This window comes from Leptospira barantonii, from assembly GCF_002811925.1.
GTDB lineage: Bacteria > Spirochaetota > Leptospiria > Leptospirales > Leptospiraceae > Leptospira > Leptospira barantonii.
In genome coordinates, this window is record NZ_NPDS01000006.1 from 226,698 (window position 1) to 251,932 (window position 25,235).

Sequence of the window (25,235 nt, forward strand, 5' to 3'; positions counted from 1 at the left end):
TAGAATCTTTTTATCCGTTGTCTTCTTGTAAAAGTCCGAGACGTTTTGGTCGAACCTTTGTGATCTGCGGATTACCGTCGTTTCCTAAAAATACGAAGGAAGGTCCGGGGATTTCCTTCAAACGAACCTTGAAGTTTTTTCCCTTTCCGGGATAGATATCCACACCGGGAAAAATCTCCTGTTCCACTTCCACGTAAGAATCTTTGTCGGGTTCGAATCCCATAATCATCGACTGTTCTTGACCGAGAAGGTTGTTTAGAATTCCTGAATATTTCTGTTTGATCGCGGAGAGTTTGGGAAGGCTTTCTTTTTCTTCGGTTGTGAGTTGTCTTCTTTGGGAATCCTCGTTCAGTTTTACGAGACTGAGTTCCACCTTTTTAAGAATGTCCTGATTCTTTTGGACCTCGGCTCTGAGTTTTTCCAAGTCTTCCAAAAGTTCGGGACGGATTCCCACCGAAACCGAAGTTTTTGTTTCGGCGATGGCGCCTAACTTGGTGCAGATGACGGACTTGCCGGCGACACAACTGCCTCCAATCAATTCTCCCCTTCCTCCGCGAATGACCACAGATTCGCCCGCGACGAGTTCGGAATGCATGGATGCTTCTTCGATAAAGATCGTGTTTTTGGAAATCAATCTTCCTTGTTCGACGAATCTTGTGTATATATCCGCGCCGGATTCGATGAGACCTCCGTTTCTTCCCATAAAACCGCCGGACAAAACTACGTCGCCGCCCGCTTTGAGAAAAACTTTTCCCACGGATTTTTTTACAATGATGGATCCTTCCGTTTCCAAGGTGAAACCGTCCGCGATCGAACCTTCCACGATGATGGTTCCCGGAAAACTAACGTTGCCCGTGGAAAAATCCACGTTCTCGAGATGACAAACCTCGTCGACTCGGATCGTTCCTTGACGATCCAGAATCGGTCTTCCGCTGATCAAAGAATGAACCGTACTTCCGTCCGTAGAGAGTCTAACGTTGGCTCCGAGTTTCCATTCCGCTTCCTTGCCCGGATCGTAGGGAAGAATTTCTCCCATTACGTTTTTTCCTTCCTTGCCGGGTACGGGTGAAATTTTTTCGGCGAGTTTTTGATCTTTCGCAACACTTTGAATAATTTGAATATTCTTAAAATCTACTCTTCCGTATTCGTCTTCTTCGAGTTGGGGAGTCGCTGGATGAATGAATAAGATTCGAATGTCGCCATTCTTACCCGGAATCGGAGGAGCGCCTTCCGCGATGAGAATTTTTTTTCCGTACTCCGGCTCTTCCGAAATACGATCTATAACTTCCTTATGAATGCCGAATTGAATTCCTCTCAGATGAATCGATTCCTGAATCTGTTCCGTATTTAGAATTCTTCCTCCGTATTTGGGAGGATGAAAGATCAGAAATGCTTTCATCCGATCTTCGGGAATTTCGATTTCGATTCTCGAACTTTCGGGTTTACCCGGCCACTTTCCGATGAGATGAGAGAGCCCGTCCGATTTTGAAACGAGTTCTTTGACGACTGTGGGAGAGGCTTCGGTGATTTGAAAGAGTTCGATTCTTCTTAGAATTTCTTTGGGATCGACCGCCTTTCCTTTTTTGCCCGCGGGAAAAACGGAAAGATAAGCGAGGCCGTCTTCATTTTCGATTTTGAAGAATCCGTTCTCGTTTTCTTCCAGATCCTTTAAAAGGGAATCCGTGAAATTCTTGAGAGAGTCGCTCATCCGGGGTTTCAGTGTAGAAATCATTGTCCCTTTTTACAATCGAAATCTCCCGGAAAAACTTGAATGTTTGGAAAGATTTTTCGTCAGTGATGGTGAGAATGTTCCCCGCTTTGGGAAGAATTCCATTCGATTTTTTCCGGATTCGAGGAATGTTCGTGATCTCCGTGATTGTGGTTCATTCGAAAGAAGATCATCGAAATGCCGATCAGGATCACCGCGATTCCCCCGAATCGGATCGAACTCGAGGGAAGTTTTAAAACGAGTTTTCTAAACCCGATTCCGAAAAGAAACAACGCGGGAAAAGTTCCCAAAAAGAAAGAAGACATCACGAGCGAACCGGTTCCAACGTTTCCGGTCGCAAGCGCCAAACTGAACGCGGGATACAATACGGCGCAGGGCAAAAGTCCGGTGACCATTCCGAATGCAAGAGATGCTCCGGAAAGATTTTTCCCTTGTTTGAGGGAGGTTACGAGCGATCCCGCAAATTTGTTAAGAATTTTTTGATAAAGTCCGGATCGTTCGGGGCTTGCGTTTTGAAAAAGACTTAAGCCGAAGATTACGATAAAAATTCCGGAAACGACCGCGGCAAACTCGTGAAGAGAAACAAGACTTCCCGCGAGATTGAGACCCGATCCGATAAACCCGAAGATGGCGCCTAACGCGGAATAGGAAAGGAATCTTCCTAGGTTGTAGAAAAGGTTCAGTCTGAATTTTCGATCCTCGCCCGCTAGGTTGAGCGTTCCCGCAAAGGGGCCGCACATTCCGAGACAATGCAGGGAACTCGTGATCCCGTGGATGAACGCGACCGAAATCGTCGTGAATATCAGTTCAGTTTGCATGAGAATCTCCTTTGGCTTGAATGCCTCGAACGTGCGGAGTTTTTTCCTCGTCGTCGTCATCGAACAACATTCTGTATTTCGGTCCTTCGATATCCTCGTATTGGCCGGACTTCAAAGACCAGAAAAATACCACAAGTGCGCCGAGTGCGATCAACATCGCCATCGGAATCGTTAGATACAAAGCGTTCATAGTTTGGTTCTCCATTGTAAAGAGATGGAATTTAGGACGACGGAAAGCGAACTCAAGGTCATAAACCCGGCGCAGATCACCGGAAGCATAAATCCGAACGCGGCCAAGGGGAGCATTACGGAATTGTAAGTTAAGGATATTAGAATGTTCTGAAATATGATCCTTCTCGTTTTTTTGGAGATCTGCACCGCCGATACGAGAGAATCCAGACGATTGGAAAGTAATACGAGATCCGATTTGTCTATGGAGAGATCGGATGCGATTCCCATGGAAACTCCCAGGTTGGCGGCGGCCAAACAAGCGGAATCGTTGATCCCGTCCCCGACCATCACGACGGTTTCGCCATGGGATTGCGCCTTTTGGATCACTCTCAGCTTTTCTTCGGGTTTCAATTCATATAAAGAATGTTGAATGTCTATTTTATGCGCGAGATTTTCCACGTTGGATTTGGAATCTCCGGAAAGAATTCCTAAAAATCGGATCGCCGTTTTGAGTTTTTGGATCGTGGATTCGGCTTCGGGTCGAACCGTATCTTCCAGTGAAAAACTCGCGAGAATCCGTCCTTCTTTTCCAAGATGGATCTTTCCATCCTGGGGATTTTGTCCTTTTGTGACGAAATTTCGGTTTCCGATTCGATACGTTGTTGTTTCGTCTAACGCGGTCGCCTCGATTCCGTTTCCGGGGATTTCCTTCAATTCTTTCCAGACGATCGGAGTCGCTTGTTCTCCCGAGGAATCCATTCTTCTTTCGATTTCTTTTTTAAGGCTGATCGCGAGCGGATGTGTTGATTTCGATTCCATAGAAATCAAAATCGAATAGAGTTTGAATCTGTCTTCCGGGTTTAAGAACCATTCTTCTTGGATCGATAATTTTCCATGGGTCAAGGTTCCGGTTTTGTCGAAATAGATACGATCCGCACGGCTCAGGATTTCCAGAGAATCCGGGTTCTTGACAAGAATTCCTTTGGAACCGTGGAGGAGATTGCTGACCACATACGCGGCGGGAACGGCAAGCCCGAGCGCGCAAGGGCAGGCAACGATCAACACGCTGATCGTATTGAGAACTGCCTTTTCCCAATCACCATAATAAAAACCGTATATACAAAAAGTGGAAAGTGCAATGAGAAGAACCGCTTGTATAAAATACGTGGAGAATTTGTCCGTGGTTCTTTGGATTCCCGGTTTCGCTTGTAAGGACGTTTCGATCAATGAGGAAATCCGCGACAACGTACTTTCTTTTGCGGTTGTGGTCGCCGTGAGGAGGACGTTCGAACTCAAACAAAGAGAACCGGATAAGATCGTATCTCCGGATTTGTGTGTGACCGGTTTGGATTCTCCCGTGAGAAAGGATTCATCGAAATACGCAATTTCCGATTCTAAGATTCCGTCTACGGGAACCCTGTTTCCGCTTTTTAAAAGAATGGAATCTTCTTTTCTAATTTTACTCGGAGACAAAGAAACTTCCGTTCCGTTTTGGAGGATCGTATATTCTTCGGGAAGAGTGGATAAAAGTTCTCCGATCTTTCTTCCGGCTTTCAAGCGGATCGCGGATTCTAAAAATTTTCCGATCAGAATGAAAAAGTAAATCGTACAGACCGAGTCGAAGTAAACTTCTCCCTTGTCGCTTAACGTTACGTAGACGCTGTAGAAGTAGGCGAGGGATACTCCCGAAAAAAGAAGAGTGTCCATCGACAAGATTCTTCTTTTGACGGACTCGATCGCTCCTTTGTAAAACGGATACCCCGAATAGAGATAGACCGGCGTAGCGAATATCCAAGAAACGTAATGAAACAAACGTTTGAATTCGATTTCGATTCCCGTGAAGTATCCCGCATACAAACCGATGCTGAAAAGCATGATGTTTCCCCAAGAAAAACCCGCGAGGGCCATTCTCAAAAAAAGGTCTTTGGAAAAAAGACTGACCTTGTTTTCCGCTTTTAAAGGAGAATATAGAGAAGGTTCGTAACCGATTTGACGGATGATCGCAAAGATCCGATTCAGATCGATTCGATTTTTGTCATAGACGAGTTTCATTCTTCCCGTCGCGAAGTTGATTCTCGTTTCCAGAACCCCTTCCTGGTCGGAAAGAACCTTTTCGTTTAACCATACACAGGCGGAACAATGAATTTTGCCGATGGTGATCGAGGTTTCGTAATTTCCATTTTCTTTTTGGATTACATATTCCTCATAGACGGATTCCGTTTCGAGATCCTCTCTTTCGAGTTTGCTTCCGGACACCGGCTCCAAGGTTTCGGAGCCTCTTAGATCGTAAAAACGAGTCAGACCGTTTTCCACGAGCAAGGTTGCGAGCGATCTGCAACCGGAACAACAAAACGCCTCCCGATTTCCCTTCAATTCTCCGTAGATCGTTTCCTTTTCGGAGCGAATGGGGGTGTTGCAGTGATAACAACGAGCCTCGATTTTCGTCAAAGTTTCCATGCAGATTATTGAATATTCAAATCCTGTGTTTTTTCGAGAATTCTTCCGGACGTTTCCCCTTTCAAACTGAGAATCCAACGTCCGCTTTCCGGAAATTCAAGAAGCCCCGAGTATGTTCCCCGGTTCTTCGGGTCTTCTACCAATGTTACGGTTTGATTGTATTGATCCGTCGCGGATCTTTCGATTTGAACGATCAGTTTTGCGTTCGAAACCGGAACTCCAGATTTCTGAAACCGGATGAGAATCGGATTTTTTCCTATCTTTAAACCGTCGTTTGGCGAGAACAAAATACTTTCGTAAGAATATCCTTCCGCGAGCATTTTTCTTTGTTCGAGAATCGACTTTTCGTAGTTCAATCCTTTTTCGTAATATTCTTTTTCGATCGGTCCCGTATAACCGGTGTTCGCGTATCGGATCGTGACGACGGTCGCCGCGATCAGAGCTATAAACGCGATCCAAATCCAAGCGAACGCGAGTTTCATACTTTTGTGTAGCGCCATAAGATTCTTCCTTTAATTCGAATCCGTTATCGGAATCCGAAACGGTATCGTTTTCGTAATCATGTATTTCGGATTTTTGGAATCCGTAATTTTCAGAGTGATCTGGTGCGAGGTTTTTGTGCGATCCTCCGTTTGAGCGTTCGTTTCCAAGATGATTCTAAAATCCTCGGTGCTGTTCGCTTCCACGGAGAAGGAAGGAATTTCCGTTCCTCCCAAAAGAATATGAACCGGAGAATGGAGAGTGCTCTTCTCGACGGCGACGTTTAAGGATTTGTTTTCGAATGTCAGATTCAGAAGTTGAGCGTTGTAGAAGTTTCGGACCAATCCGCCCGGGATTTCCATCGGTTGTATGATCCGATCGGGAAGAATGTTCGCATACAATGGAACCCGGTTGTAAAGAAGGACCGTCGAAGTCACGAGCACACAAAAAAGCAGAAAACCGTATATTACACTTCTGGAACGTATCCAACGCACCTTAACTCCGTGTTGTTTCGCCTGATTCTCGGACATATATCCGATCAAGGTTTTTTTACCTTCTTTCCCCATCGTTTTTGTGCAAGCGTCCACACACTTACCGCAGGCGATACAACCCACGTTCACACCTTCTCGGATATCGATTCCGGTCGGGCATACCACCAAACACAGATTACACGCCGTGCAGTCGCCGACTTGTGTTCCGGCTTTTCTTCTGGGTTCTCCTCTTTGATAGTCGTAGGTTACGTTGACGGAATCGCCGTCCATCATCACGGTTTGAAATCTCGCGTAAGGACAGGCGTATTTACAGAATTGTTCCCGTACAAATGCCATGTCCAGGTATAAGGTCATCGTAAAAAAGAGAGTGAAATAGATCCAAACCGGAGGAGATATAAAAAACGAAGCCGACCGAATGTCGCTTATCATTTCGTATGGATCCGCGAAGTAGGAAACCCAGGCGAGAGAACCGATCACGCTGATCAGGATCCAAAGTTTATGAACCAATATCTTACGCCAAAGAGGAGCGTCTTTTTTTCCGTATTTGGATCCGAGAACGGTTCTTCCGATGAGATCGAAAAGATCGGTGAACACCGTCTGAGGACAGGCCCAACCGCACCAAACCCTTCCGATCAATGTGGTAAAGAAGAATAGGGACAAACCCATTCCGATTAAAAAAAGATGTAGATAAAGACCTTCTTGAGGCGTGAATATGTTGCCGAGTAGATAAAATTTTCTTCCGGGTATGTCGAGCCGGATCAGAGGATGTTCTCCCCAGCGCAACCAGGGAAGGAAAAGATAAAACGGAACTAAGACCGCTTCTACCAGGTATCTTGCGGAGCGAATCTTACCTGAAATGTGTCTGGAGATGACCACAAAAGTCCTCCTTGTGTGGTCTCCGGAAAAAAACGGAAAGTTCTTTCGATTCTTTTCTCGTATTTTTTCCGGAGCGAAATCATTGATTAACGAGACGCCTTGAGACTTGCGTTTTGAGAAGCAAGCCAAGCCATCACTTGATACACTTTTTCTGAACCGAGAGAATTCTCATGCGGAGGCATAGGACCTCTTCCCAGTTTCGTTTTGTCCACTGCGATTCCCTTCATTATGTTTTCATAAACTTGTAAATCGCTGGAACCGTGAATCCATTCTTTGTCCATCAGACTCGGTCCGACTAAACCTTGTCCGGTCGGTCCGTGGCACGCGGCGCAGATCGTTTTGAAGGTTTTTTCTCCTTCCGCAATCGCGTTAGAGTTTCCACGAAACGGATTGCTTCCGTCGTTCGAAGTCACCGCAACTTCCTTTGGAAACTTCGCTTCGTGTTCCTTTACTTCCAATTCGTAGGCAAGGTCCTGAGGCCAATTCGAATATTTATGAAAATAAACGGAATACCCTACGGCCACGACGATACAGATTACGAAGATCCATTGCCACCATGCCGGTAGGGGATTATCCTCTTGTCTGATTCCGTCGAAATCCTTATTTGAATCATGAGTCATCGATCAGTCCTCCTCGAGCATTCTAAACTTGGGTTCTTCCATCTCTTGTTTTCGTTTACGATTGTAGACGTAAGCGGTGATGAGCGCGATCGCCATCACAAGAATCGGAAGTCTTGCGAACTTGTAGATTTGAATCAGTTCTAATTCCATATGAACCTCACTGAATGGATTTGGAAAGAGCCGCGGTGTCCTTTCCGAGTTTGAGAAGATACGCGATGAGTGCGTCTCCTTCCGACTTACCTTCCAGTTCCTTGGGAACGGAAAGATAATCCGCGTCCGTATAAGGAACGCCGACTTTGGAAAGACCTTTCATGTGATTTACGATCTCTTCCGCGTTCAGCTTGGAACCTTCGTCGAATAACCACGGATAGGCGGGCATCACCGAACCGGGAGAAGTGTCTCTCGGATTGATTAAGTGAGTCTTATGCCAAGCATACGAAGGTTGAATCTGAGATTCGTGAGCGAGATCCGGACCGGTTCTTTTGGAGCCCCAGAGAAACGGATGATCGTAAACGAATTCTCCCGCTTTCGAATAACCGTCTCTTCCGAAAGATTTGGAAGGATCAAAACGATCCACTTCCCATTTGAACGGGCGAATCATCTGAGTATGACAGTTGTTGCAACCTTCCTTTTGATAGATGTCTCTTCCTGCGAGTTCCAAAGGGGAGAATGGTGTAACACCTTGAATCGGAACCGCGGTTCTCGAAATAAAAAACGGAGGAATGAGTTCGAAGATACCTCCGATCAAAACCGCGATCGTTGTATAAACGGTGAACTTAACTCCTTGTTTTTCCCATTTTTCGGTAAAGCCCGAAAACCAAGTGAGAAGAATGTCGAATAATTTCATACGTTTCCTCCTTGTTCTTTCACTCTTAAATCCGTTTCCTGAAATCCGGAACCGGAGGATTGGATCGTCTTCACTACGTTATAGATCATCACGAAAACTCCGCTCAGATAAATCGCTCCCGCAACCCCTCTTGCAAAACGGAACGGTTTAAGAACCTCGGTGATCTGAACCCAGTTCGGATATTGAAGAAATCCTTTGGAATCGATCGCTCTCCACATGGAACCTTCGGTGATTCCCGAAACCCACATCGAAACGATATAAAGAAGAATTCCCAAGGTCGCGAGCCAGAAGTGAACGTTCGCCAATCTTTCGGAATATAAATTCGCGTTCCAAAGTCTCGGAACCAGATAATAGATCGCGGCGAAGGACATCATTCCCACCCAACCTAAGGTTCCGGAATGAACGTGACCCACGATCCAATCCGTGTTGTGACCTAGGGCGCTGATGGAACGAATGGAAAGAAGAGGACCTTCGAAGGTCGACATACCGTAGAATGTGATTCCCACGAGCATCATCTTGAGAAGAGCGTCGGTTTTGATTTTCTCCTTCGCTTGAGTCAACGTTAGGAATCCGTTGAGCATTCCGCCCCAAGAAGGCATCCACAACATGATGGAGAAAGCCATCCCCGTGGTTTGAAGCCATTCCGGAAGAGGAGTGTTGAGCAAGTGGTGAGGACCCGCCCAAATATAGATGAAGATCAAAGACCAGAAGTGGATGATCGACAATCTATGACTGTAGATGGGTTGTTTGATATGTTTCGGAAAGTAGTAATACATCAGTCCCAGAAACGGAGTCGTTAACACGAACGCCACCGCGTTGTGACCGTACCACCACTGGATGTTCGCGTCGTAAACTCCCGAGAAGACCGAGTAGGATTTACCGAGTCCCACGGGAACCGAAAGGTTGTTCACGATAAAAAGAATCGGAACCGTAACGAAGGAAGCGATATAAAACCAGATCGCCGCGTAGAGTTGTTTTTCCTCTCTCGTAAAGATGGTCGCGAAGAAGTTCACGATGAAGATCACGAACCAAACCACGATCAAAAGATCGAGAGGCCATTCCAACTCCGCATACTCCTTGGATTGATTGAGACCCAGAGGAAGAGTGATCGCCGCGAGAATGATCGTTAAATTGTAGAGAACAAAGTGGATCTTTGCTAAGGAATCGCTCCAGATTCTTACCCGGCAAAGTCTTTGGATAAGATGATAGGCTGTCGCGAATATAATGCTCAACGCGAAACCGAAAATCGCCGCGTTGGTGTGTAAGGGTCTGATTCTACCGAAGGTGAAATACTGTGTGAAGTTCAACTCCGGAAAAACCATTTGAAAAGCGGCGAGAACTCCCACTAACATGGAAGCGACTCCCCAAACCATAGCCGATATGATGAACCCTTTTACGATGGAATCGTTGTATTTGGCGTTCGTTTGGCTCATGAGATTTTGTCTCCTGATTCGATTTTTCCTTCTGAATTAAACCGCGATTCGGATCATTACCCAATTATAATTTAATAAAATTGAATATAAGATATTGATCGGGTCTACGGTTTAACCTTATATTTAAACCGACTTGAGAATGGAACAAATCCGAACGGCATTCCGCGTTTCAAGAGCATGATAAAAATCAAGTTTTGGGAATTCGCTTGGAGTTGAGTTAAAAAAGGAAGATCGGAGTATGGTCGCTCCGATGCCGATACAATCTGAGATTCCTTCTCAGAATGAGAACCAGCGAATGGATACCGTGTCTTTCCCGTTTTATGATTTGTTCCAGCCCTTAAAATGCGTATTTTGGCGCCTGAGAACCGAAGTCGTAAAAAATTTAGGATCAAAAAAACCGATCGAGAATTTTCTCTTTATCGGTAGAATTGGGAAAACGACCGAAACTTAAAACGATGGATCTCAATTTTAAAGATAAACTTCAGTCCGGATTTTCGTCGATAGACAGTCTGTCTCGGAATCTTCCTCCTCAAGTTCAAAAAACGCTTTTGTATACGGGACTTTCGCTGGCGGTCTTGGGAGTTTCACTCGCGGTTTTGATCGGAATTCAAAGAGGAAAAGAAGGCGCGGCCTTCGACGATCAAGCGAAGGAATTGGATCGTAAGGCGTTGTTCTTGGAAGATATAGAAAGAAATTATAATCGTAAACGCAGATCCATCCGTTACAGCGATCCGGATCTTTCCATTACGGGAGAATCTTCCGGTCTCGAAATCGATCGGTATGAAAGGGAAAAACCGAAAAGCGGACTTCTACCGGAATCCGATCGATCGGAAGGAAAAGATCCGTTGAGAGATGGACGTAGAGAAGGGGTGGGAACGCCGAAACTTCCTACGGAATCCGACGCTCTTCCGACGGAAGACAGAGGAAGAACGCCCGATTCGAATCGAAACCTGGAAGATCCGGGAACAATTTCACCCGATCGAGGCAATCACAATTCGTCCAACCAGGATCGCCCTAGTTTGATGCGACCCCCGAAAAACAATTCCAATAAAGGAACTCTCGAACCTAGATGAAGTCGATCCATTCTTCGAAACGTTTCTTTGTTTTGATTCTTTCTACATTCGTTTTTACGAATGGTTTATTTGCGGATATGCCCCTTCCGTTCCCGGAAGAATTGGGAACTCCCCTTGGTGAAAGCGCTTCCGCAGACGAGAAAACAAAAGAAACCGCGAGCGGAAATCCTTCCGCTTCGATTCCATCGGAAAAGAACGAAGGCTCGGGAACAAATCCGAATTCAAATTCCCAATCGGAAACAAAGGCGACTAACGTTTCTGCTTCGGGTTCCGCGGAGTCCGGTTCTACGGAGAAATCCGGGGCCGATTCTTCCGTGGAAGTTGCGTCTTCGGGGAACTCCGAAATATCGGAGCAAGAATCCGCAAAACCCGCGACAAAGACCACTCTTCCCAATTCGGAAAAGTCGAGTCTGAAAAAGAAAAAAGATAAAAAGAAGGAAGATCCTTCCGAAAGCGGCTACAAAAAAGGGCTTTTACGTCTGAGAGAAAATCAGAGAAACAATGCGAAGACCGAATTCAATCAATCGGGCGGGCAAGGAAAGTCGGCGAACGCGTCCAGATTGGAAGACGCAAGGTTGACCGCGGAAAGTTCAAACGATTCAAACGCGATCACGGAACAGATCGATTCCGAGGATGAAAAGTGGAAGGCCATCTTCGAGGTAGCAAGAGCTCTTCGAGGAAACGGAAAAATTCCCGAAGCGGAAACTCAATATCTAAAAATCATCACCGAAGCGCCCGAGAATTTTCAGAGCATCTCTCTTCTTTCCTTGGGTGAAATGTTGTCCTCCACCGATCGAAAGGATTCGGGAAGAAGATATCTTTTACAACTGGTTAAACTGCTTCAGAAAAAACCCGAACTCGATCCTAAAAAGGATCAGCTTGAAAAGGCGGTTACTATGATCGCAAGAATCTACGGAGATCAAGGTAAATACGAAGAGGCTGAAAATTGGGCGAAAGCATATCTCAATCGAATGAATCCGGAAGCTTCCGAAGATTCTCCCTTTGTAAAAGAACTTCGTCGGATTTTAAAGCGCAGATATTATTGAGGATTTCTAAATTCTAAAATTTTCAAAGATGCGATCGCTTGCATAAGGGGAATATTCAAGAATTCTTATGGAATAAAAAAACCGGACTTAGATGTCCGGTCTTTTTTTGTTGAGGGTAATTTGGCAGATCGCCTTAACCTAGCAGAATGCTCTCTAAACTCAGGGAACGCCCCTATGGGTCACGTTCCAAGATCAAGTTCACTCAAGTAAGAGAAACGTTTACGTCCAATTTTCCAAATCTGGAAAACAAGCTGATTCCCAAGGAAGGTTTTTTAGCAATCTTTAATGTTTCGTTTTTGGAATCGATGATGTTCGGTGCGGTAATTTCGATCGACTGACCCGAGCTTGCGAAGATATTCATCGCATTCCCAGTGGTCATATTCGCGATCTCACCCAGGATATCCTTGTACTCGTTTTTGATATCCTGTTCGCTCATTCCGGGCATTAGAACCCCAGCAATCTTATAAGCCGCGTCGTAATTGAGTCCATACACGACTTCTCCGTTGAAGGTTCCGATCACGCCGATCACAATCGAAAGTTCGAGATTGGTTTCTGCGCTGTCCTTGATTCCGATCTTCCCACGGATTAAATCCGTTTTCAAAACGTCTCTAAAAACGATCGTTGCGGCTTCGAGAAAGGGATTTACCAGTTCAGCCCGGATTTGCATTATTCTTCTGCCTTTTGACCGATCCTTCGTTCAATCGGGTATTTTTCCTGAAGCGCCTGACTGATTTCCATAACGAACCCATTCATCAGGTTCGGATTGTCTCTCAAATCGGGTCCCTGGGATTTATTGATTTTAGACGAATCGATTTCCAAGGAAGCGAATTCTACAAAAACATTTTTTTCGGATTCTCTGTAAGGGCCGCCGACTTTTTTAGACCCAAATGCTACGGTTGTCAAATCTTTAAGGAACTGGGTATTGTTTCCGAGTCGAATGTTCTGGTTTCCGGACTTCAGTTCCCAGAGGTTCAACAGGGATTGGTCCTTGAAATCCTGAACGGTTACACCTAACAGGGTAGCGATCTTTTGAAGTCCATCCGGCTCCTGCTGAAGGTTTTGGAGTTTTCCCTTCCATTCATCCTGAGATTTGGAACGGGTTTCCAAAAGGAGTTTGCTTTTTAGGAAATTTTTTCTTTCCTCGAAGCTGACTTCCTTTCCGTCCTTATTTTTAGGAAGTTTCCCGTCTTTCTTTTCGTTTTCGTATTTGGCACGAAGAACTTCGTCGGAAATCGGAGCTTCTTTTTCCGCGAGTTTAGAAAGTTGGTCGTCGGTATAAGTGACGATTCTTAGCTGAACCCGGGCAGAAGTGGATTCTTTTTGAAGTGCGATTTCCCCATCGGTCTTTTTAAGATCCGAGTTTAAAAGAGAATCATACAAACCGCTCGCATTCTTACGATCGATTCTGTACTGCATCGGAGCCGAGTTTAAGATCTGCTTATAAATCGCTTCCGGTTTACGAACATCCTCGTCGGAATATCCCGCGCCATTTACGGATTCTCTGTAAATTCTACGGGCTTCGTCGGAAAGTTCTTCCCTAATTCCGGTTTCGGAAACGGAGAATCCGGTCGCCGACGCGATCTGCTGTGTTACTACCAAACTGCGAATCGTCTGAAACGCACAGGATTGAAGCGTAGAAGGATCTTCCGCGAGAGAAGGGGCGATATTTCTGTATTGAAAGAAACAATCTCTTCGAGCCGCCTGATAATAGTCCATCGGAATGGAGAATTCGCCGATTCGTCCGGCGTTGAGATTGGAACGACCGGAGATCACGTCGAAAAAGCTTTTTTCGGCGTCTCCCGGAAGAAAGGTGATGATCAAACCACCGACAAGGATAAAAAGAAAGAATGCGACGACTGCGCGAATGATCTTGTCTTTGAGAGAAACGTTTTCTAATTCCATGATTGTATCTGTAAACTTGAAAGGGTTTGTGAAGGAATATTTCTGTAAAGGAGAAAAGTGAGAAAAACGCTTCAGAAACCCGCCCAAACGACAGATACATAAAATGATGCTCTTTATCGCAATCGCACTGATTCTCGTGGGACTTCTTTGTTTTATCTATGTCTCTCTGAACCCGAATCCTTCTTCGGGCGGAGACCGATTTGGATTTAAGTCGGGTTCCAGAGGTCCTCGAAACGCAGGCTCGGAAAACGAACATCTGATTTCAAGACCCAACGCCCGAAAAGGTGCGGAAATTTTGGCCTCTTCCAAACGCGCGCCGAGCCTGGAACAAATCGAAAAACAAAAACATCTGGAAAGTCTTTTTGTGGAAGGCAGAAGAATTCCGAAACAGAATCATTCTTCGGAACCGAGTTCGTCTTTTTCTATGGCGCCCGAATACGAAGACGTTTCTTCGATCGAGGAAGAATATTCGGAGACGGAAATTTCCTCTCATTCATCGCAGTCTGGGTCTGGCATCGAGGTTTTGGAAGAATCTCCTAAATTCTCCTTTGCCGGAGAACAAAAGCGTCCCGAAGAAGTGAGAGAAATTCGATTTGAAATCGAAGGCATTCTTTATTTGGATCAAGGACGAGAACTTCCTTATGAAAGACTCGCGAACAAAAAAGAAGAATTGGGTCCGGACAAGTTGAAGGGTTTAAAACGAGTCGGGCCTGGCAAGTTGAATGAGAGTAGGGATTCTCTTTGTTTCGAAGCGTTGAACAGCAGTTATAAATATTCTTTTTCTGAAATCGAAAAGATACTTTTTTTCGACGAGGGGATCGTTTTGATTCCTTCCAAGGCGAACTATCCGGTTCCCGTTTTTTTTACGAAAGAAACGAATCATCTCAAATCGTATTTGGAAAATTCTTCTCAGACGTTTTCGGGGTGAGGAGAGTTTTCACCGACGATTTTTAGTGAAACGCTTGCTGGCCCCCACCCGAGTTAGGGTGGAGGAGGTGGGCCTTGTGGGAACCTTTCCGCGCATTTTCCGTATATCAGAAAAACTGCATGAGGTCAAACCCATCTCGACGGAAATGTTCCGACAAGATGGATCGTTTTCGTTTTGACTTTTAAAGATCGTTTTGAGTCAAACGCGAACTACTTCTGTCGTTCAGTTAAACTCAGCCGCTTCACTCCCTGAATGCCGATTCGTAGAGAGGCATTCACTGAGTTAAGGTTTAGCGACCCTCTACATGTAAAAGTTTTGTCGTTTTAACGATGATTCTCACGAGAACGTAAAAAACCAAACCCCCACCGAACAAAACGATCTGTGGAAGACGAATCGCTTCCAGAAGATTGCTCACAGGCTCGTTAAAATAAACCGCGATCAGATCGAAAACGCTGAAGATCACTAAAATTCCGAAAAGACTCGGATATTCTCTTTTGATGATATTGCGAATGGAAAATCCGAGAGCCGGTTTTTTGTAACCGCTGAATTTCGGAAGAAAAGCGGGAACCGTGTTTGCCCAGGAAAGATAAGCTTCTCCGAATTTTTTACGCAAGAATTGTTCTTCCGCGAACATAATTCTTTCGTAATATACCCAGAAGAAAAGAATGAAAACGGATGCGATTAAAAAGTTCTTTAGGAAAAGAACCGCTCCGAGATACATCAGAAAATTTCCCAGATACAGAGGATGGCGAATCAAAGAATAAATTCCTTCTTGGTTCACCAAGTCCGCGACTTGTTCTTTGGTATTTCTTCCCGAGGTTCTCGCCGGCGCGTAGCCGATCACGAAACAACGAACAAAAAGTCCCAAAAGACTGATCGCTAAACAAATCGACTGATAGTAAAGATGATAGGTATAAGAATTGCCTGGAAATTGATAGAAGGGCAAAAGTCCGATGCAGAGAATCAAGATGGTTCCGGGGATATAAGATCTCCAACGAAATAGAAAATTCCCCTGAGATTCAAATTCTTCGATCAAAGCCATGCTTTCGTCCTACGTTTTAGATTTCTTATGAAGTGAAATTGGAGGCCCTTGAACTGTCAATAGAGATTCGAAAGGGTTCTCGGAGCCGATTTTTGTCAAAATGGATCGCTTGATTCGCGGAAGAATTCCCTGAGATGCCTTGTGTCTCCGAAATCCTTTAAAAAATTAGGATCGATCACATACAAGATTGGTTCGGAATCGACTCGAAAAATCGGTTCCTTCCCGCTCGTGTTTCCGATCCATTCCAGATGCAAGGACTCGTCGCGGCCGGAGGCAAAACGGATTTCGATTTGAAATCGATCTTTGTGTGAAAGCGGAATAGATTTTTCCTGAAACGGTTTTTTTAAGATTCGTTCCGCTTTGAGAGAAAGAATTTTGGATACGATTTCGGAACAATCCTCCCCGGGACAAAGAATAGGATTTACTACGATCGGTCTCCATCTTCCCTGTGAATCTTGTTCGATTTCAAGACGAACGTTTTTTTCGCCGGTCGATTGTATTAGAATAGTATGAATTTCTTGAATACTCGTTTCTTCGGGTAAGAGAAAGCCGGAAAAGAAAAAGTTTTCGTTGCCCCTTCCGGATAATAAATTGAGATCCTCTTCTACGAGCCAAACCTCTCCGGTCTCCGGAATTCGGACAAAGGTTCCGCTTGAGGAACGATCGCCGACTCCGATATCCAACCTGCCGATTTCCCCGGATGAACTTTGGATTTCGAGTTTTAATTCTTCTCCGTTTAAACCGAAATCGGACGAGTCGGACGAAGCGGAAATTTTTGTGAATTTACGGATTCTTAATATGGAATTTAAAAACGGCACGATCTTTTTTACGTCCGGTCTTGCTTGGGTTTCTCGGATTCGAACGGACCACGTTTCACCAGTTCTTTGTAAAACGGTTTCGTGTCCCTTTCTGCCGATTTGAATTCTTTCCACTTCTTCGGTTTTGAAAGGGAAGAATGGATCCGCGTTTTGATAGTTTTTTTGAAAAAAACCGAACGGATTGGAAACGGAAACGTAAATCGCACCTAAGAATAAATTGCAAAGAATCAAAAATAAGGCCGTTTCTTCTCGAAAAAGTCCGAGTAAGAAGCCATAGAATCTCTCGAAAATTTTCACGATTTTTTCCTTTCCCCTTGCGGAGAATTTCTACGGCGGATTCTGAAAAAGGTATATAATCCGATCAGAAGCGGAATTCCAAAAAGATTCAGAAAGCTGAATGTGATTTTCTCCGTTTGAGTGAACGGCTTTAGTTTTAAAAAGGCCGACTTTTTGCTTCGAACCTGAATAAGGTCCGTATCTCCGTTGTTTATGTCGATTGCGTTTAATAAAAACGGAATATTCGATTCCTGATACATTTCCCTCGTCTCCGGGTAAACCAAAAGATCGGAAACGAGATACGGGGATCCGATCGCGAGAATTCTGGAAGTTTTTCCGTCCGGCGTTTCGTTCAAAAACAAATTCGTTTTTTGGAATGTTTTGGGGAGATTTGGCGCAGATGGAAACGCGCTCTTGAATTTTCCTTCCAGAACCGCGCCTAAAACGATTCTTTTTGTTCCTGTTTGAAACGGAGTCGCAAAAATTTGTTTTTCTCCTAATGCAACGATCGAAGAACGAATCTCCGCTTCCTCGGAAGAAAATAATATCGGTTCCATTCTCACCTTGGGTTGTTTTTCCGGGAAAAGATCCACGCTTGAAACCCAAGGAAGAAGTAAACCTTTGAAGGATTTTGTAAAAGGATTCGTTTCGCTTAACATTTTTTCTGAATTCGTAGCTACGATCCAAGGAGGATAGGCGTATCTTCCGATCACTCCGGGCTCCACTTCCATCAAGGAGCCGATCGAAAGGGAATGGTTTAAGTCGAATGTAAGATCCGTGTTGATTCTAAAACCATAATATTCAAAAAAACTGTTTTGTTCCTCGACGCCGGGAGCGGGTTTGGCGATTCCGGCTCCGATCGCGTCCATTCCGAGCCCTTCTTCCCGATTCGGGGATTCCAATCGAAAGTCCATGGATTTATAAAGAAGAATTAGGTTTCCGCCCTTCATCAAAAACTGATCGAGCCGATACGATGTGCTTTCGGAAAGAAACCCGCTTCCGATCCAGATCAGAGTTCGAATCGAATCGGGAATTTCCTCCTCTTCGAGTTTTATCTCGGGAAGAATTCCATATTCTTCTTTTAGAATCTGATTCGTAAAAATTCCGATCGTATCCTTTCCGATTGCCGGTCCCGAAGAAACGGGCGATAAACTTCCGGGAACGGAAAGAATGGCGACTTCCGCGTCGCCCGGTTTTCGAATCATCTTTCGAAGTGTTGTTAGGATTTGATATTCGATTTCTTCCGCGTAAAAAGCGACCGGGAGTGTTTCTTTTTGAGTTCCCAGGGTCAAAGTGAGTCCGAGAAAAACCTGTTTGATCTGAGAAGAACCTCGTTCCGTCTTTTCCAAAATCTGAGGTTGAATTCCCGCCTCGCTCGCCTTTTTTTGTTCTTGAGCCGAGGAATCCGGATCATGAAAACGTAATACGATGTTCGAACCTCCGACGGAAGCCATTTCGCTTAACAATTCTTTCGTAAGATCCAAACGGATTTTGTATTCGCTCGGGATTTGAGAGGAATAATAGGCGTCAATATAAAGGGGAGAATGGAGGTTTTGGAAAACGTTCTTTGTACTTTGGGATATTTCAAATCGACCCGATTCGGAGATATCTTTTTTGCAGTCGAACCTCGATACGATTCCGTTCAAAAGCAAAAACAGGGGAAAAGCCTGGGAAAACAAAAACCAAGGATTTTTATTAAATCGAATTAAAAACGTTCTCGCTTGAAAAATCATCGTTTTGACCTCAACATGAGGACATTGGAATATACCATAAATAGAATGAAGCTCAGGTAAAAGAAAACTTCTCTTCCGTCCAGAATTCCCAATCGAAACGGCTCGAAGTGGTTGGAAAGAGAAAGAAAGGCGAGGGCATTCCCTAAACCCGTTCCTAAAAACTGAAGGACCGGTCTATAACCGATCAGAAAAAACAAGAGACAGAAAATCAAACCGAGCAGATACGAAACGATTTGATCTCTCGTGAAAGAGGAAACAAAACTTCCGACCGCGAGATTGGCTCCACCCAAAAGAAAAATTCCAAGATAACCTACGACGACGGTTCCAAAATCCAAATCGCCCAGATAAAAAATCGTGCACGGAATCAAAAACGTAAAGGAAAGAACGAATCCTAGAAAACTCCAAGCCGCAAAAAATTTTCCGAGAACCAATTCCGAATCGCGCAACGGAAGAGAGAAAAGAATTTCCAAGGTTCCGGAACGTTCTTCCTCGGACCAAAGCCGCATGGAAAGAGCCGGAATAAAGATCACATACAAAACCGGAACGTAGAGAAAGTATTCCTCCATACTCGCGGATTTAAAATCCCAAAAAGAACCTTCTCCCAAACCGAAAAAAAACAAAAACGAGGTTAAGAATAAGAAGAACGAAGCGAAGATCGTTCCCACGGGAGAATTGAAATAAACGGAAATTTCTTTCGAATACACCGTTCGGACGTTGAAAAGAAAGTTTCGGATCGATTCGGAAAGTTTCATCTTATCGTTGTAAGGTTAAGGATTCGAAAACGGATTCCAAGGAATTCTTTTCCGGAGTTAAGGATCTGATTTGAAACGGAGCCGTTCTTAGAATCTGAAAGATTTCCTCGGGGCGCGTATTGGATGTATGAATTCTAAATTCGAGAAAGGAATCTTCGGACTTTCCGCTTTGTGTGATTTCCAGAATTTCAAGATTACGATTCGCAAAGAACGTTTGCAAAGAATTCAAATCGGTTTCCGCGAGAATCAAACAACCCCGTCCTTTCGATAAGGATTCTATGGACGAATCCGCGATCAATTTTCCCTCGGATAACACGAGAATGTGATCGCAGATGTCCTCTACTTCCTTTAAAACGTGGGAAGAAAGCAGAATCGTTTTCCGTTTTCCTAATGTACGAATTAAATCCTTGAGTTCGGCGGTTTGGAGCGGATCCAGACCGGAGCTGGGTTCGTCCAAGATGATATATTCAGGATCTTGAATGAGAGTTCCCGCCAAGGAAACCCTTTGTTTAAAACCTTTCGAAAGAAAATGAATGGGGCTAAAGACGACGGACTCCAACTTTAACGATGTTAATACGAAATCGATTCTTTCCTTAAGATCCTTCGACGCGCCCTTTGCTTTTCCTAAAAAAGAAAGATATTCGTAAACGGTAAGATCGAAATAGATCGGTGAGGATTCCGGAAGATAACCGATTTTTTTTTGAATCTCGATTTTGTTTTCGAAAAAATCAAGACCGTCGTAGAGAATTCTTCCTTCGTTCGGATGTAAGGAGCCGGTGAGAAGTTTGAGGGTTGTCGTTTTACCGGCGCCGTTCGGGCCGAGTAGGCCCGTGATTCTCCCTTGAGGAATTTCAAAACTAAGACCGGAAATCGCGATCTTTCCCGGATAAAACTTGGAGAGTTGACTGACGGAAATCGTTCCCATTGGGATTAATCACAGAGTTCCCGATTCTCGTCGAGAGCGGCAATCGTTTTTCGAAACGGAAAGATTAAAGACCGAGTTTACCGTCCACTTTGAATTTTTTTAAGACTTCTAAAAGATCGGCGCTTAGATTTTTAATTCTCATCTTCACTCCGTAGTTATCCATCATGTTCTTAACGGTTAAGAGTTTTGCGATTCCGCTCGAAGTGATTTTCTTCACCGATTCGACCGTAAATTCCACTTCGGACATAGAACCTGAGGAAGCGGTCCTTGTCACCTCGTCGAAAATTTTATCGTAACCGTCGATTACCGGAGTATCGATCGAAACCTTACCGAACTTACCTTCTATTTTGAATTTTGACATATGATTTTTTCCTTAATTACGCGTTCTTACGCTGTAGACGAAATATATTACGATCTGAAGAAGGTGATAAATATCATCGATTTCGTAAATTAATTTCCGTACTTCTACAAAGATAATTTATAAGAGACGCATCTTCTCTTAAATTCCATTCTTCATAATCGGAACCTTCTTCCAAAAGAATCAAACCGCATTCTTCTAAAAGAATTCGAATCGTATTCCTTGGGAAGTATCTGTGTCTGTGGACCTCCGAAAATTCTTCCTCGGATCTTCGATGAGAGAAGGTGAGCGTCGACTCGAGTGTGTTCGATTCTTCCAGGAAACGATTGATCCATCGGATTTTATAGTCTCCGACTCTTTCGATGAAGGTATGACCGTCGAAATGATTCTTAAAATTGTAAAGACTGCTTAGGTCGAAAAAGAAGAGTCCGTCCGGGCCTAAGTGTGTTCGAATTTTGGAAAAAACTTTTTTCAGTTCTTTCTCATCGTTTAGGTAATTCAAAGAATCGTGTGTGGAAAGAATGAGATCGAATTTACGATTTTCTAAATCGAAATCCAGAAAATCGGCATAAATCAATTCTCCTGAAATCGGCTTTTTTCTCGCGATTTCAAGCATTTCCGAACTTGAATCGATTCCGGTAAGTTGAACGTTTTTGGGAAATTCTTCCCAGAGTTTGCAAGTGCCGCAACCCAAATCCAAAACGGTTTCCGGGAGAATATTTCCGCCTTGACCGGCGTAGGAAGAGAGAATAAATTCCGACCAGCGTTCGTACTGGACGTCCTTCATAACTGCATCATAAACCGACGAAAAGCCGGAATAGGGCTTTTTTTTAAACATAATTTAATTTTTTCTTGCTCTTTTTACGATCTTTCCAATAGTCAATCGTAATTTGATGAGACATAATGTTTCCGGAAAAATTGTGTCTATGGTAAACAAAATTCAATGGGAATAGAATTACTCCTGCCGTTTATAGCCAGCGTAGGAATTACAATCCTTCTTCGAAGGCTGGACAAATCCAACTATAAACTCAGTCAAATCAAACGTTTTACGGGAAAAGTTCAAGACGAGTTAAACGACATCGCTCTTGAAAAAATTCAATTCGTAAAAGACGCAGGAATCGATTTAGAGATCAGCCTCAAGCAGACCCGCAAACTTGCAAACGACGTTCACGCTCTCAACGAAGAATCCAGACAACTTCTGGATTCCATCAAAACCAACCGCGATTTTTTAGATTCGGTTGCGCGTGATCTAAAGGAAGTCGTTCAACTTTCCTCCGATATTCGGGAAGAATCCAACGCGATTCAACAGGGACTTCTGCGTATGGAGTCCGGTAAAAAGGAAATTCAACTTCTGGATCAGAAGATTCTCGACTTGAGATCCGAAGCGGAAGCGATCCTCGAAGTTTTTACCGATAAGGTCAATCTTCGTTCGGACGAACTTTTACAATCTCTCGCTTCCAAAATCGTGGAGCTGGAAGAACTTTTAGAAATCAAAAACGATAAGATCGATCAAGGTCTGAATTCGATCGCCGCAAACTACAGAGACAGTTTGGACGCACATTCCAATTCTCTAATGCGTGATTCCGTGGGAAGAATCGAACAACTTCGTTCCGAAATTTCTTCCTTATTCGAAACCATCCGTAACAAAGAAGAAGATTTGGATCTAAGATCCGAAAAGTTGCAGACAGTATTCTTAACCATAAGCGATAAACTCGAACGTTTGGATTCCCGTGTGGAAGAAAAAGCGGAAGCCGCAGATCGCAAACTCGAAGAGATGGCGAGACTCGCGGAAAAATCCGCTCAGGAAAAACTGGATCGGATTCTCGAACAGGTCACTCATTCCAAAGAAGCTTTTATCAACGGAGTCAAACTCGAAGTCGATTCGATTCGCAGAGAAATCGAAGGTATGAGTTTGGAAACCATGACCCGTCGCGACGAAATTTTGAACGAAACAAGACGTCAGGCGGAATCGATCAACGAATCGATTCAGTTCTTCCAGGAAAAATATCTGGAAGCGGAAAACAAACTTCTCCGCCAAGCAGACGCGCGTAAGTCCGAACTTCTGCGTCAGATCGACACTTTTGAAGAAGAATTCAACCGAATCAGTAGCAATCTTCGCACGGACGCGGATGGTCTGAAAAAAGATATTTCCATGGGTCTCAGGGAATTCCATTCAGCTTTGGATTCCGCGAGAGAAGACGCAAAAGAAAAAACGATCCATGGTATTTCCAATCTCAAAGAAGAATTCGATTTAGAACTTTCTAAACTTCATTCGGAAAGATCGACTCTCATTCAACAGGATCTGGAAGCGGTTCGTCAATCCATCGTCACTCTGGATAAACAGATTTCAAGCCGCATCAAGGACGTGGATTCTTATCTCGGAGATCTTCAATCCGCGATGGAATCCAGCGCGGGCGATCTGATGTCTCAGGTCGAAGAGAAGATCGATCTTCTTTCCGGAACCGTGGACGAAGAAGTTCGTAAGATCGATCAGAGATTCGAAAATCTTTCCCGTTATTGGGAAGAAGAACTTGGCAATATCCGTTTGAACGCTCAGGATCAGATGGGCCGTCTTCAGGAAAAACTCGGAGACGTTCATGTGGAAGGCAAGGGTCTTCTCGAAGAATTCAAAAACGAATACGCGGTTCAAAAAGACAAGATCGAAGAATTCGTTTCCCGCTATAAAACCAATTTTCAAAAAGAAGGGGATTCCGTTTCCGAAAGACTCGGCGATTCTCTTCGTAATATCAAAGAGGATGGAAACGAAATTCTCCAGACTCTTCGGGAAGAATTTTCCGGAACCATCGACAAGATGGAACAGATCGTTAAAAAGAACGAAAAGGTTCTCGAAATCCACGCGGAAAAAATCCGTAACAGCGTGGAATCCAATCTGGAAAACGCGGGCAAAGACGCCGAACGCGTGTTAGACCGTCTACGCGATTCCGCGGAAGATTTCTTTGAAAAACAAGAAGAGAAGATCAGCCGCTTAAACGGAACGATCGACGCGAAGATTTCCAAACAACTTACTTCTCTTATGGACAAGGGACAGTTGCAGTTGGGTCAGCTCGAGGAAAGAATCAGCAAATACATTCTCGACGTGAAAAAGAATCTCGAAGATTCTCTCAAAGCTTCCCGCAAGGACAGCGACGATCAGATGAAGGGTTTTCAAAAACAACTTCAGAATCAATTGCGCGAGATGGAAGCCGCTTCCGAAGAATTCCTGCGTTCCGGTAAGGAAGAATTCAAAGGTTCGATGGAAGAATACAGAGAACTTCAACTCGATCTCAAACGAGACTTGGAAGAGATCGCGAACGCTAAGAAAAATCTCATCGCTGAAATCCAAGAGGAATCGGAGAACTTGCGTTCTTCCGTGGAAGAAATCACGGATAAGATGGAAGAACTCGGTGAGAAGGCTGAACTCTTCCACAAAGCGAGCGAGGTCGTCGATAAAACCGATTCTTATATCCAAACGATGGAAGAACTTTTGTCCAGAGCCGACGAAAGAACTCCTTTGTTAAACGAACTCGAACAAAAACTGGACGAGCTACAAAACTTAAAACATTCTCTCGTGAACGAAACGGAAGACTTAAAACTCAGATTGGATTCCCTTGCTTCCATTAAGGATTCCTCGGATTCTCTTCGCAACGAATTCGAAGAACTGCAAAGAAGATCTTCCGATTGGGAAGATACGTTCACTAGACTTCTCGAAGCGGGTGAAAAAGCCCTGGAGATGGAAGAAACTTTCGGAGATCTTACCGAAAGACTCGAAAGTCTGGAATCGGTTCGCGGAGAAGTCAAAGGTCTTTTCGAAGAAACGGACGCTCATAAGGAAGCGGCCAAAGGACTTACGAATAAATTATATTCTCTTCAAAACGACGTTGAAATTTTGGAAGCGAGAGAAAAGGAAATCGCCGAGACCGTTCGCAAAACCGACGATCGAATCGAATCCTTATTCCGTAAAAAAGAAGAGATCCGTTCCGTGGAAGCGAAGTTTGAAAAGATCGAAGACCTTATGGTCGATCTTTCCGAAAGACACAAACAAATTTCCACATTACAACATCGTATGGAAGATTTAAAAGCCGGTGCGATCGTCGTGAAGGAAGACCTCGAAGGTCTTTTAGGCGAAGCGGACGATAAGTTCGAAAAACTTTCCGGTTTCTTAGACGCGGTCGGTGCGGTTACGGAAGGAAGTCCCTCTTCGAGTAAGTCGAAGGATTCTTCCAAGGATCATCTGATTCAAAGAAAGAAAGCTACGGTATTGAATCTGTATCATAACTTTCAATGGCCGGCCGAAACCATCGCCGAAAAATTAAACTTAGAAACGGGACTTGTGAATACGATTCTACAAAGCGAATCCGTTAAGAAGAAATGAAATATTTCTTGACGACGCTTAACTTGAGCTCTATGTCTCATTTTCTAAGTTATGGTATCATTTTTTTTAAAACAAAGGTAAGGTCGCA

Annotated in this window: 23 protein-coding genes; 4 read left to right on the top strand and 19 right to left on the bottom strand. The window is 44.2% G+C overall.

What is annotated here, in order from left to right:
- Positions 1 to 10: 10 nt before the first annotated feature.
- The 10 genes from CH367_RS14490 to ccoN all read right to left on the bottom strand — a co-directional run bounded on the left by CH367_RS14490 (position 11) and on the right by ccoN (position 9,922).
- Positions 11 to 1,708, bottom strand: coding sequence for a FapA family protein (locus CH367_RS14490; RefSeq protein WP_165783301.1), 1,698 nt, complete (start codon positions 1,706 to 1,708; stop codon positions 11 to 13).
- Between the two features lie 83 nt (positions 1,709 to 1,791).
- Positions 1,792 to 2,547 carry a sulfite exporter TauE/SafE family protein gene (locus CH367_RS14495; RefSeq protein WP_100763216.1) on the bottom strand — a complete coding sequence of 252 codons (756 nt, stop codon included), beginning with the start codon at positions 2,545 to 2,547 and terminating at the stop codon, positions 1,792 to 1,794.
- The gene (ccoS, locus tag CH367_RS14500) at positions 2,537 to 2,737 is read right to left on the bottom strand and encodes a cbb3-type cytochrome oxidase assembly protein CcoS (protein ID WP_100763217.1); all 201 of its coding nucleotides are present in this window, start codon (positions 2,735 to 2,737) and stop codon (positions 2,537 to 2,539) included. Before ccoS ends, CH367_RS14495 begins: the two co-directional genes overlap by 11 nt.
- Positions 2,734 to 5,175 (bottom strand): heavy metal translocating P-type ATPase, encoded by a 2,442-nt coding sequence (locus CH367_RS14505; RefSeq protein ID WP_100763218.1) that lies wholly within the window; start codon positions 5,173 to 5,175, stop codon positions 2,734 to 2,736. The genes ccoS and CH367_RS14505 overlap by 4 nt, the downstream gene beginning before the upstream one ends.
- A gap of 5 nt (positions 5,176 to 5,180) precedes the next feature.
- On the bottom strand, positions 5,181 to 5,675 hold the full coding sequence (locus CH367_RS14510; protein ID WP_100763219.1) for a FixH family protein: 495 nt from the start codon (positions 5,673 to 5,675) through the stop codon (positions 5,181 to 5,183).
- A gap of 12 nt (positions 5,676 to 5,687) precedes the next feature.
- Positions 5,688 to 7,022 (bottom strand): cytochrome c oxidase accessory protein CcoG, encoded by a 1,335-nt coding sequence (gene ccoG / locus CH367_RS14515; RefSeq protein WP_100763220.1) that lies wholly within the window; start codon positions 7,020 to 7,022, stop codon positions 5,688 to 5,690.
- An 86-nt stretch (positions 7,023 to 7,108) separates the two neighbouring features.
- Positions 7,109 to 7,642: a cbb3-type cytochrome c oxidase N-terminal domain-containing protein gene (locus CH367_RS14520; RefSeq protein ID WP_100763221.1), complete on the bottom strand. Its 534-nt coding sequence runs from the start codon at positions 7,640 to 7,642 to the stop codon at positions 7,109 to 7,111.
- A 3-nt stretch (positions 7,643 to 7,645) separates the two neighbouring features.
- Positions 7,646 to 7,792 (bottom strand): CcoQ/FixQ family Cbb3-type cytochrome c oxidase assembly chaperone, encoded by a 147-nt coding sequence (locus tag CH367_RS14525; RefSeq protein ID WP_100763222.1) that lies wholly within the window; start codon positions 7,790 to 7,792, stop codon positions 7,646 to 7,648.
- Between the two features lie 7 nt (positions 7,793 to 7,799).
- Complete coding sequence (locus CH367_RS14530; RefSeq protein WP_100763223.1) at positions 7,800 to 8,489, bottom strand: cbb3-type cytochrome c oxidase subunit II; 690 nt, start codon at positions 8,487 to 8,489, stop codon at positions 7,800 to 7,802.
- Entirely contained in the window at positions 8,486 to 9,922 is a 1,437-nt protein-coding gene (ccoN, locus tag CH367_RS14535) for a cytochrome-c oxidase, cbb3-type subunit I (RefSeq protein WP_100763224.1), read from the bottom strand. The genes CH367_RS14530 and ccoN overlap by 4 nt, the downstream gene beginning before the upstream one ends.
- A 455-nt stretch (positions 9,923 to 10,377) precedes the next feature.
- On the opposite strand from ccoN, the gene CH367_RS14545 reads away from it, so the two are divergent.
- Both CH367_RS14545 and CH367_RS14550 read left to right on the top strand, forming a co-directional pair.
- On the top strand, positions 10,378 to 10,995 hold the full coding sequence (locus CH367_RS14545; protein WP_100763325.1) for an LIC_11485 family protein: 618 nt from the start codon (positions 10,378 to 10,380) through the stop codon (positions 10,993 to 10,995).
- Positions 10,992 to 12,041 carry a tetratricopeptide repeat protein gene (locus tag CH367_RS14550; RefSeq protein WP_100763226.1) on the top strand — a complete coding sequence of 350 codons (1,050 nt, stop codon included), beginning with the start codon at positions 10,992 to 10,994 and terminating at the stop codon, positions 12,039 to 12,041. The genes CH367_RS14545 and CH367_RS14550 overlap by 4 nt, the downstream gene beginning before the upstream one ends.
- A gap of 202 nt (positions 12,042 to 12,243) precedes the next feature.
- Here CH367_RS14550 and CH367_RS14555 read toward each other — a convergent pair whose 3' ends face one another.
- Both CH367_RS14555 and CH367_RS14560 read right to left on the bottom strand, forming a co-directional pair.
- Positions 12,244 to 12,708, bottom strand: a complete 465-nt coding sequence (locus CH367_RS14555; RefSeq protein WP_100763227.1) for a chemotaxis protein CheX — start codon at positions 12,706 to 12,708, stop codon at positions 12,244 to 12,246.
- Positions 12,708 to 13,943 (bottom strand): hypothetical protein, encoded by a 1,236-nt coding sequence (locus CH367_RS14560; protein WP_100763326.1) that lies wholly within the window; start codon positions 13,941 to 13,943, stop codon positions 12,708 to 12,710. Before CH367_RS14560 ends, CH367_RS14555 begins: the two co-directional genes overlap by 1 nt.
- Before the next feature lie 103 nt (positions 13,944 to 14,046).
- On the opposite strand from CH367_RS14560, the gene CH367_RS14565 reads away from it, so the two are divergent.
- Positions 14,047 to 14,871 carry an LIC_11490 family protein gene (locus tag CH367_RS14565; RefSeq protein ID WP_100763228.1) on the top strand — a complete coding sequence of 275 codons (825 nt, stop codon included), beginning with the start codon at positions 14,047 to 14,049 and terminating at the stop codon, positions 14,869 to 14,871.
- Positions 14,872 to 15,160: 289 nt separating this feature from the next.
- Here CH367_RS14565 and lmtA read toward each other — a convergent pair whose 3' ends face one another.
- From lmtA to CH367_RS14600, 7 genes are all read right to left on the bottom strand, one after another.
- Complete coding sequence (gene lmtA / locus CH367_RS14570; protein WP_100763229.1) at positions 15,161 to 15,913, bottom strand: lipid A Kdo2 1-phosphate O-methyltransferase; 753 nt, start codon at positions 15,911 to 15,913, stop codon at positions 15,161 to 15,163.
- Positions 15,914 to 16,008: 95 nt separating this feature from the next.
- The gene (locus CH367_RS14575) at positions 16,009 to 17,028 is read right to left on the bottom strand and encodes a DUF4340 domain-containing protein (RefSeq protein ID WP_100763230.1); all 1,020 of its coding nucleotides are present in this window, start codon (positions 17,026 to 17,028) and stop codon (positions 16,009 to 16,011) included.
- The gene (locus CH367_RS14580) at positions 17,025 to 18,740 is read right to left on the bottom strand and encodes a GldG family protein (protein ID WP_100763231.1); all 1,716 of its coding nucleotides are present in this window, start codon (positions 18,738 to 18,740) and stop codon (positions 17,025 to 17,027) included. Before CH367_RS14580 ends, CH367_RS14575 begins: the two co-directional genes overlap by 4 nt.
- Complete coding sequence (locus CH367_RS14585; RefSeq protein WP_100763232.1) at positions 18,737 to 19,492, bottom strand: ABC transporter permease; 756 nt, start codon at positions 19,490 to 19,492, stop codon at positions 18,737 to 18,739. Before CH367_RS14585 ends, CH367_RS14580 begins: the two co-directional genes overlap by 4 nt.
- Position 19,493: 1 nt before the next feature.
- Positions 19,494 to 20,417 carry an ABC transporter ATP-binding protein gene (locus CH367_RS14590; RefSeq protein WP_100763233.1) on the bottom strand — a complete coding sequence of 308 codons (924 nt, stop codon included), beginning with the start codon at positions 20,415 to 20,417 and terminating at the stop codon, positions 19,494 to 19,496.
- Between the two features lie 64 nt (positions 20,418 to 20,481).
- Positions 20,482 to 20,778: an STAS domain-containing protein gene (locus CH367_RS14595; RefSeq protein ID WP_100763234.1), complete on the bottom strand. Its 297-nt coding sequence runs from the start codon at positions 20,776 to 20,778 to the stop codon at positions 20,482 to 20,484.
- 73 nt (positions 20,779 to 20,851) lie between these two features.
- A complete protein-coding gene (locus tag CH367_RS14600; protein ID WP_100763235.1) occupies positions 20,852 to 21,613 on the bottom strand; it encodes a class I SAM-dependent DNA methyltransferase in 762 nt (253 codons plus the stop codon).
- 105 nt (positions 21,614 to 21,718) lie between these two features.
- On the opposite strand from CH367_RS14600, the gene CH367_RS14605 reads away from it, so the two are divergent.
- Positions 21,719 to 25,147 carry a SpiroCoCo family coiled-coil protein gene (locus CH367_RS14605; RefSeq protein WP_100763236.1) on the top strand — a complete coding sequence of 1,143 codons (3,429 nt, stop codon included), beginning with the start codon at positions 21,719 to 21,721 and terminating at the stop codon, positions 25,145 to 25,147.
- The last annotated feature ends 88 nt before the right edge of the window (positions 25,148 to 25,235 follow it).

Bases quoted from the DNA above. Each gene is read 5' to 3' on its own strand.
- CH367_RS14490 (WP_165783301.1), bottom strand. From the start codon at position 1,708: ATGAGCGACTCTCTCAAGAATTTCACGGATTCCCTTTTAAAGGATCTG.
- CH367_RS14495 (WP_100763216.1), bottom strand. From the start codon at position 2,547: ATGCAAACTGAACTGATATTCACGACGATTTCGGTCGCGTTCATCCAC.
- ccoS (WP_100763217.1), bottom strand. From the start codon at position 2,737: ATGAACGCTTTGTATCTAACGATTCCGATGGCGATGTTGATCGCACTC.
- CH367_RS14505 (WP_100763218.1), bottom strand. From the start codon at position 5,175: ATGGAAACTTTGACGAAAATCGAGGCTCGTTGTTATCACTGCAACACC.
- CH367_RS14510 (WP_100763219.1), bottom strand. From the start codon at position 5,675: ATGGCGCTACACAAAAGTATGAAACTCGCGTTCGCTTGGATTTGGATC.
- CH367_RS14520 (WP_100763221.1), bottom strand. From the start codon at position 7,642: ATGACTCATGATTCAAATAAGGATTTCGACGGAATCAGACAAGAGGAT.
- CH367_RS14525 (WP_100763222.1), bottom strand. From the start codon at position 7,792: ATGGAATTAGAACTGATTCAAATCTACAAGTTCGCAAGACTTCCGATT.
- CH367_RS14530 (WP_100763223.1), bottom strand. From the start codon at position 8,489: ATGAAATTATTCGACATTCTTCTCACTTGGTTTTCGGGCTTTACCGAA.
- ccoN (WP_100763224.1), bottom strand. From the start codon at position 9,922: ATGAGCCAAACGAACGCCAAATACAACGATTCCATCGTAAAAGGGTTC.
- CH367_RS14545 (WP_100763325.1), top strand. From the start codon at position 10,378: ATGGATCTCAATTTTAAAGATAAACTTCAGTCCGGATTTTCGTCGATA.
- CH367_RS14550 (WP_100763226.1), top strand. From the start codon at position 10,992: ATGAAGTCGATCCATTCTTCGAAACGTTTCTTTGTTTTGATTCTTTCT.
- CH367_RS14555 (WP_100763227.1), bottom strand. From the start codon at position 12,708: ATGCAAATCCGGGCTGAACTGGTAAATCCCTTTCTCGAAGCCGCAACG.
- CH367_RS14560 (WP_100763326.1), bottom strand. From the start codon at position 13,943: ATGGAATTAGAAAACGTTTCTCTCAAAGACAAGATCATTCGCGCAGTC.
- CH367_RS14565 (WP_100763228.1), top strand. From the start codon at position 14,047: ATGATGCTCTTTATCGCAATCGCACTGATTCTCGTGGGACTTCTTTGT.
- lmtA (WP_100763229.1), bottom strand. From the start codon at position 15,913: ATGGCTTTGATCGAAGAATTTGAATCTCAGGGGAATTTTCTATTTCGT.
- CH367_RS14580 (WP_100763231.1), bottom strand. From the start codon at position 18,740: ATGATTTTTCAAGCGAGAACGTTTTTAATTCGATTTAATAAAAATCCT.
- CH367_RS14585 (WP_100763232.1), bottom strand. From the start codon at position 19,492: ATGAAACTTTCCGAATCGATCCGAAACTTTCTTTTCAACGTCCGAACG.
- CH367_RS14590 (WP_100763233.1), bottom strand. From the start codon at position 20,417: ATGGGAACGATTTCCGTCAGTCAACTCTCCAAGTTTTATCCGGGAAAG.
- CH367_RS14595 (WP_100763234.1), bottom strand. From the start codon at position 20,778: ATGTCAAAATTCAAAATAGAAGGTAAGTTCGGTAAGGTTTCGATCGAT.
- CH367_RS14600 (WP_100763235.1), bottom strand. From the start codon at position 21,613: ATGTTTAAAAAAAAGCCCTATTCCGGCTTTTCGTCGGTTTATGATGCA.
- CH367_RS14605 (WP_100763236.1), top strand. From the start codon at position 21,719: ATGGGAATAGAATTACTCCTGCCGTTTATAGCCAGCGTAGGAATTACA.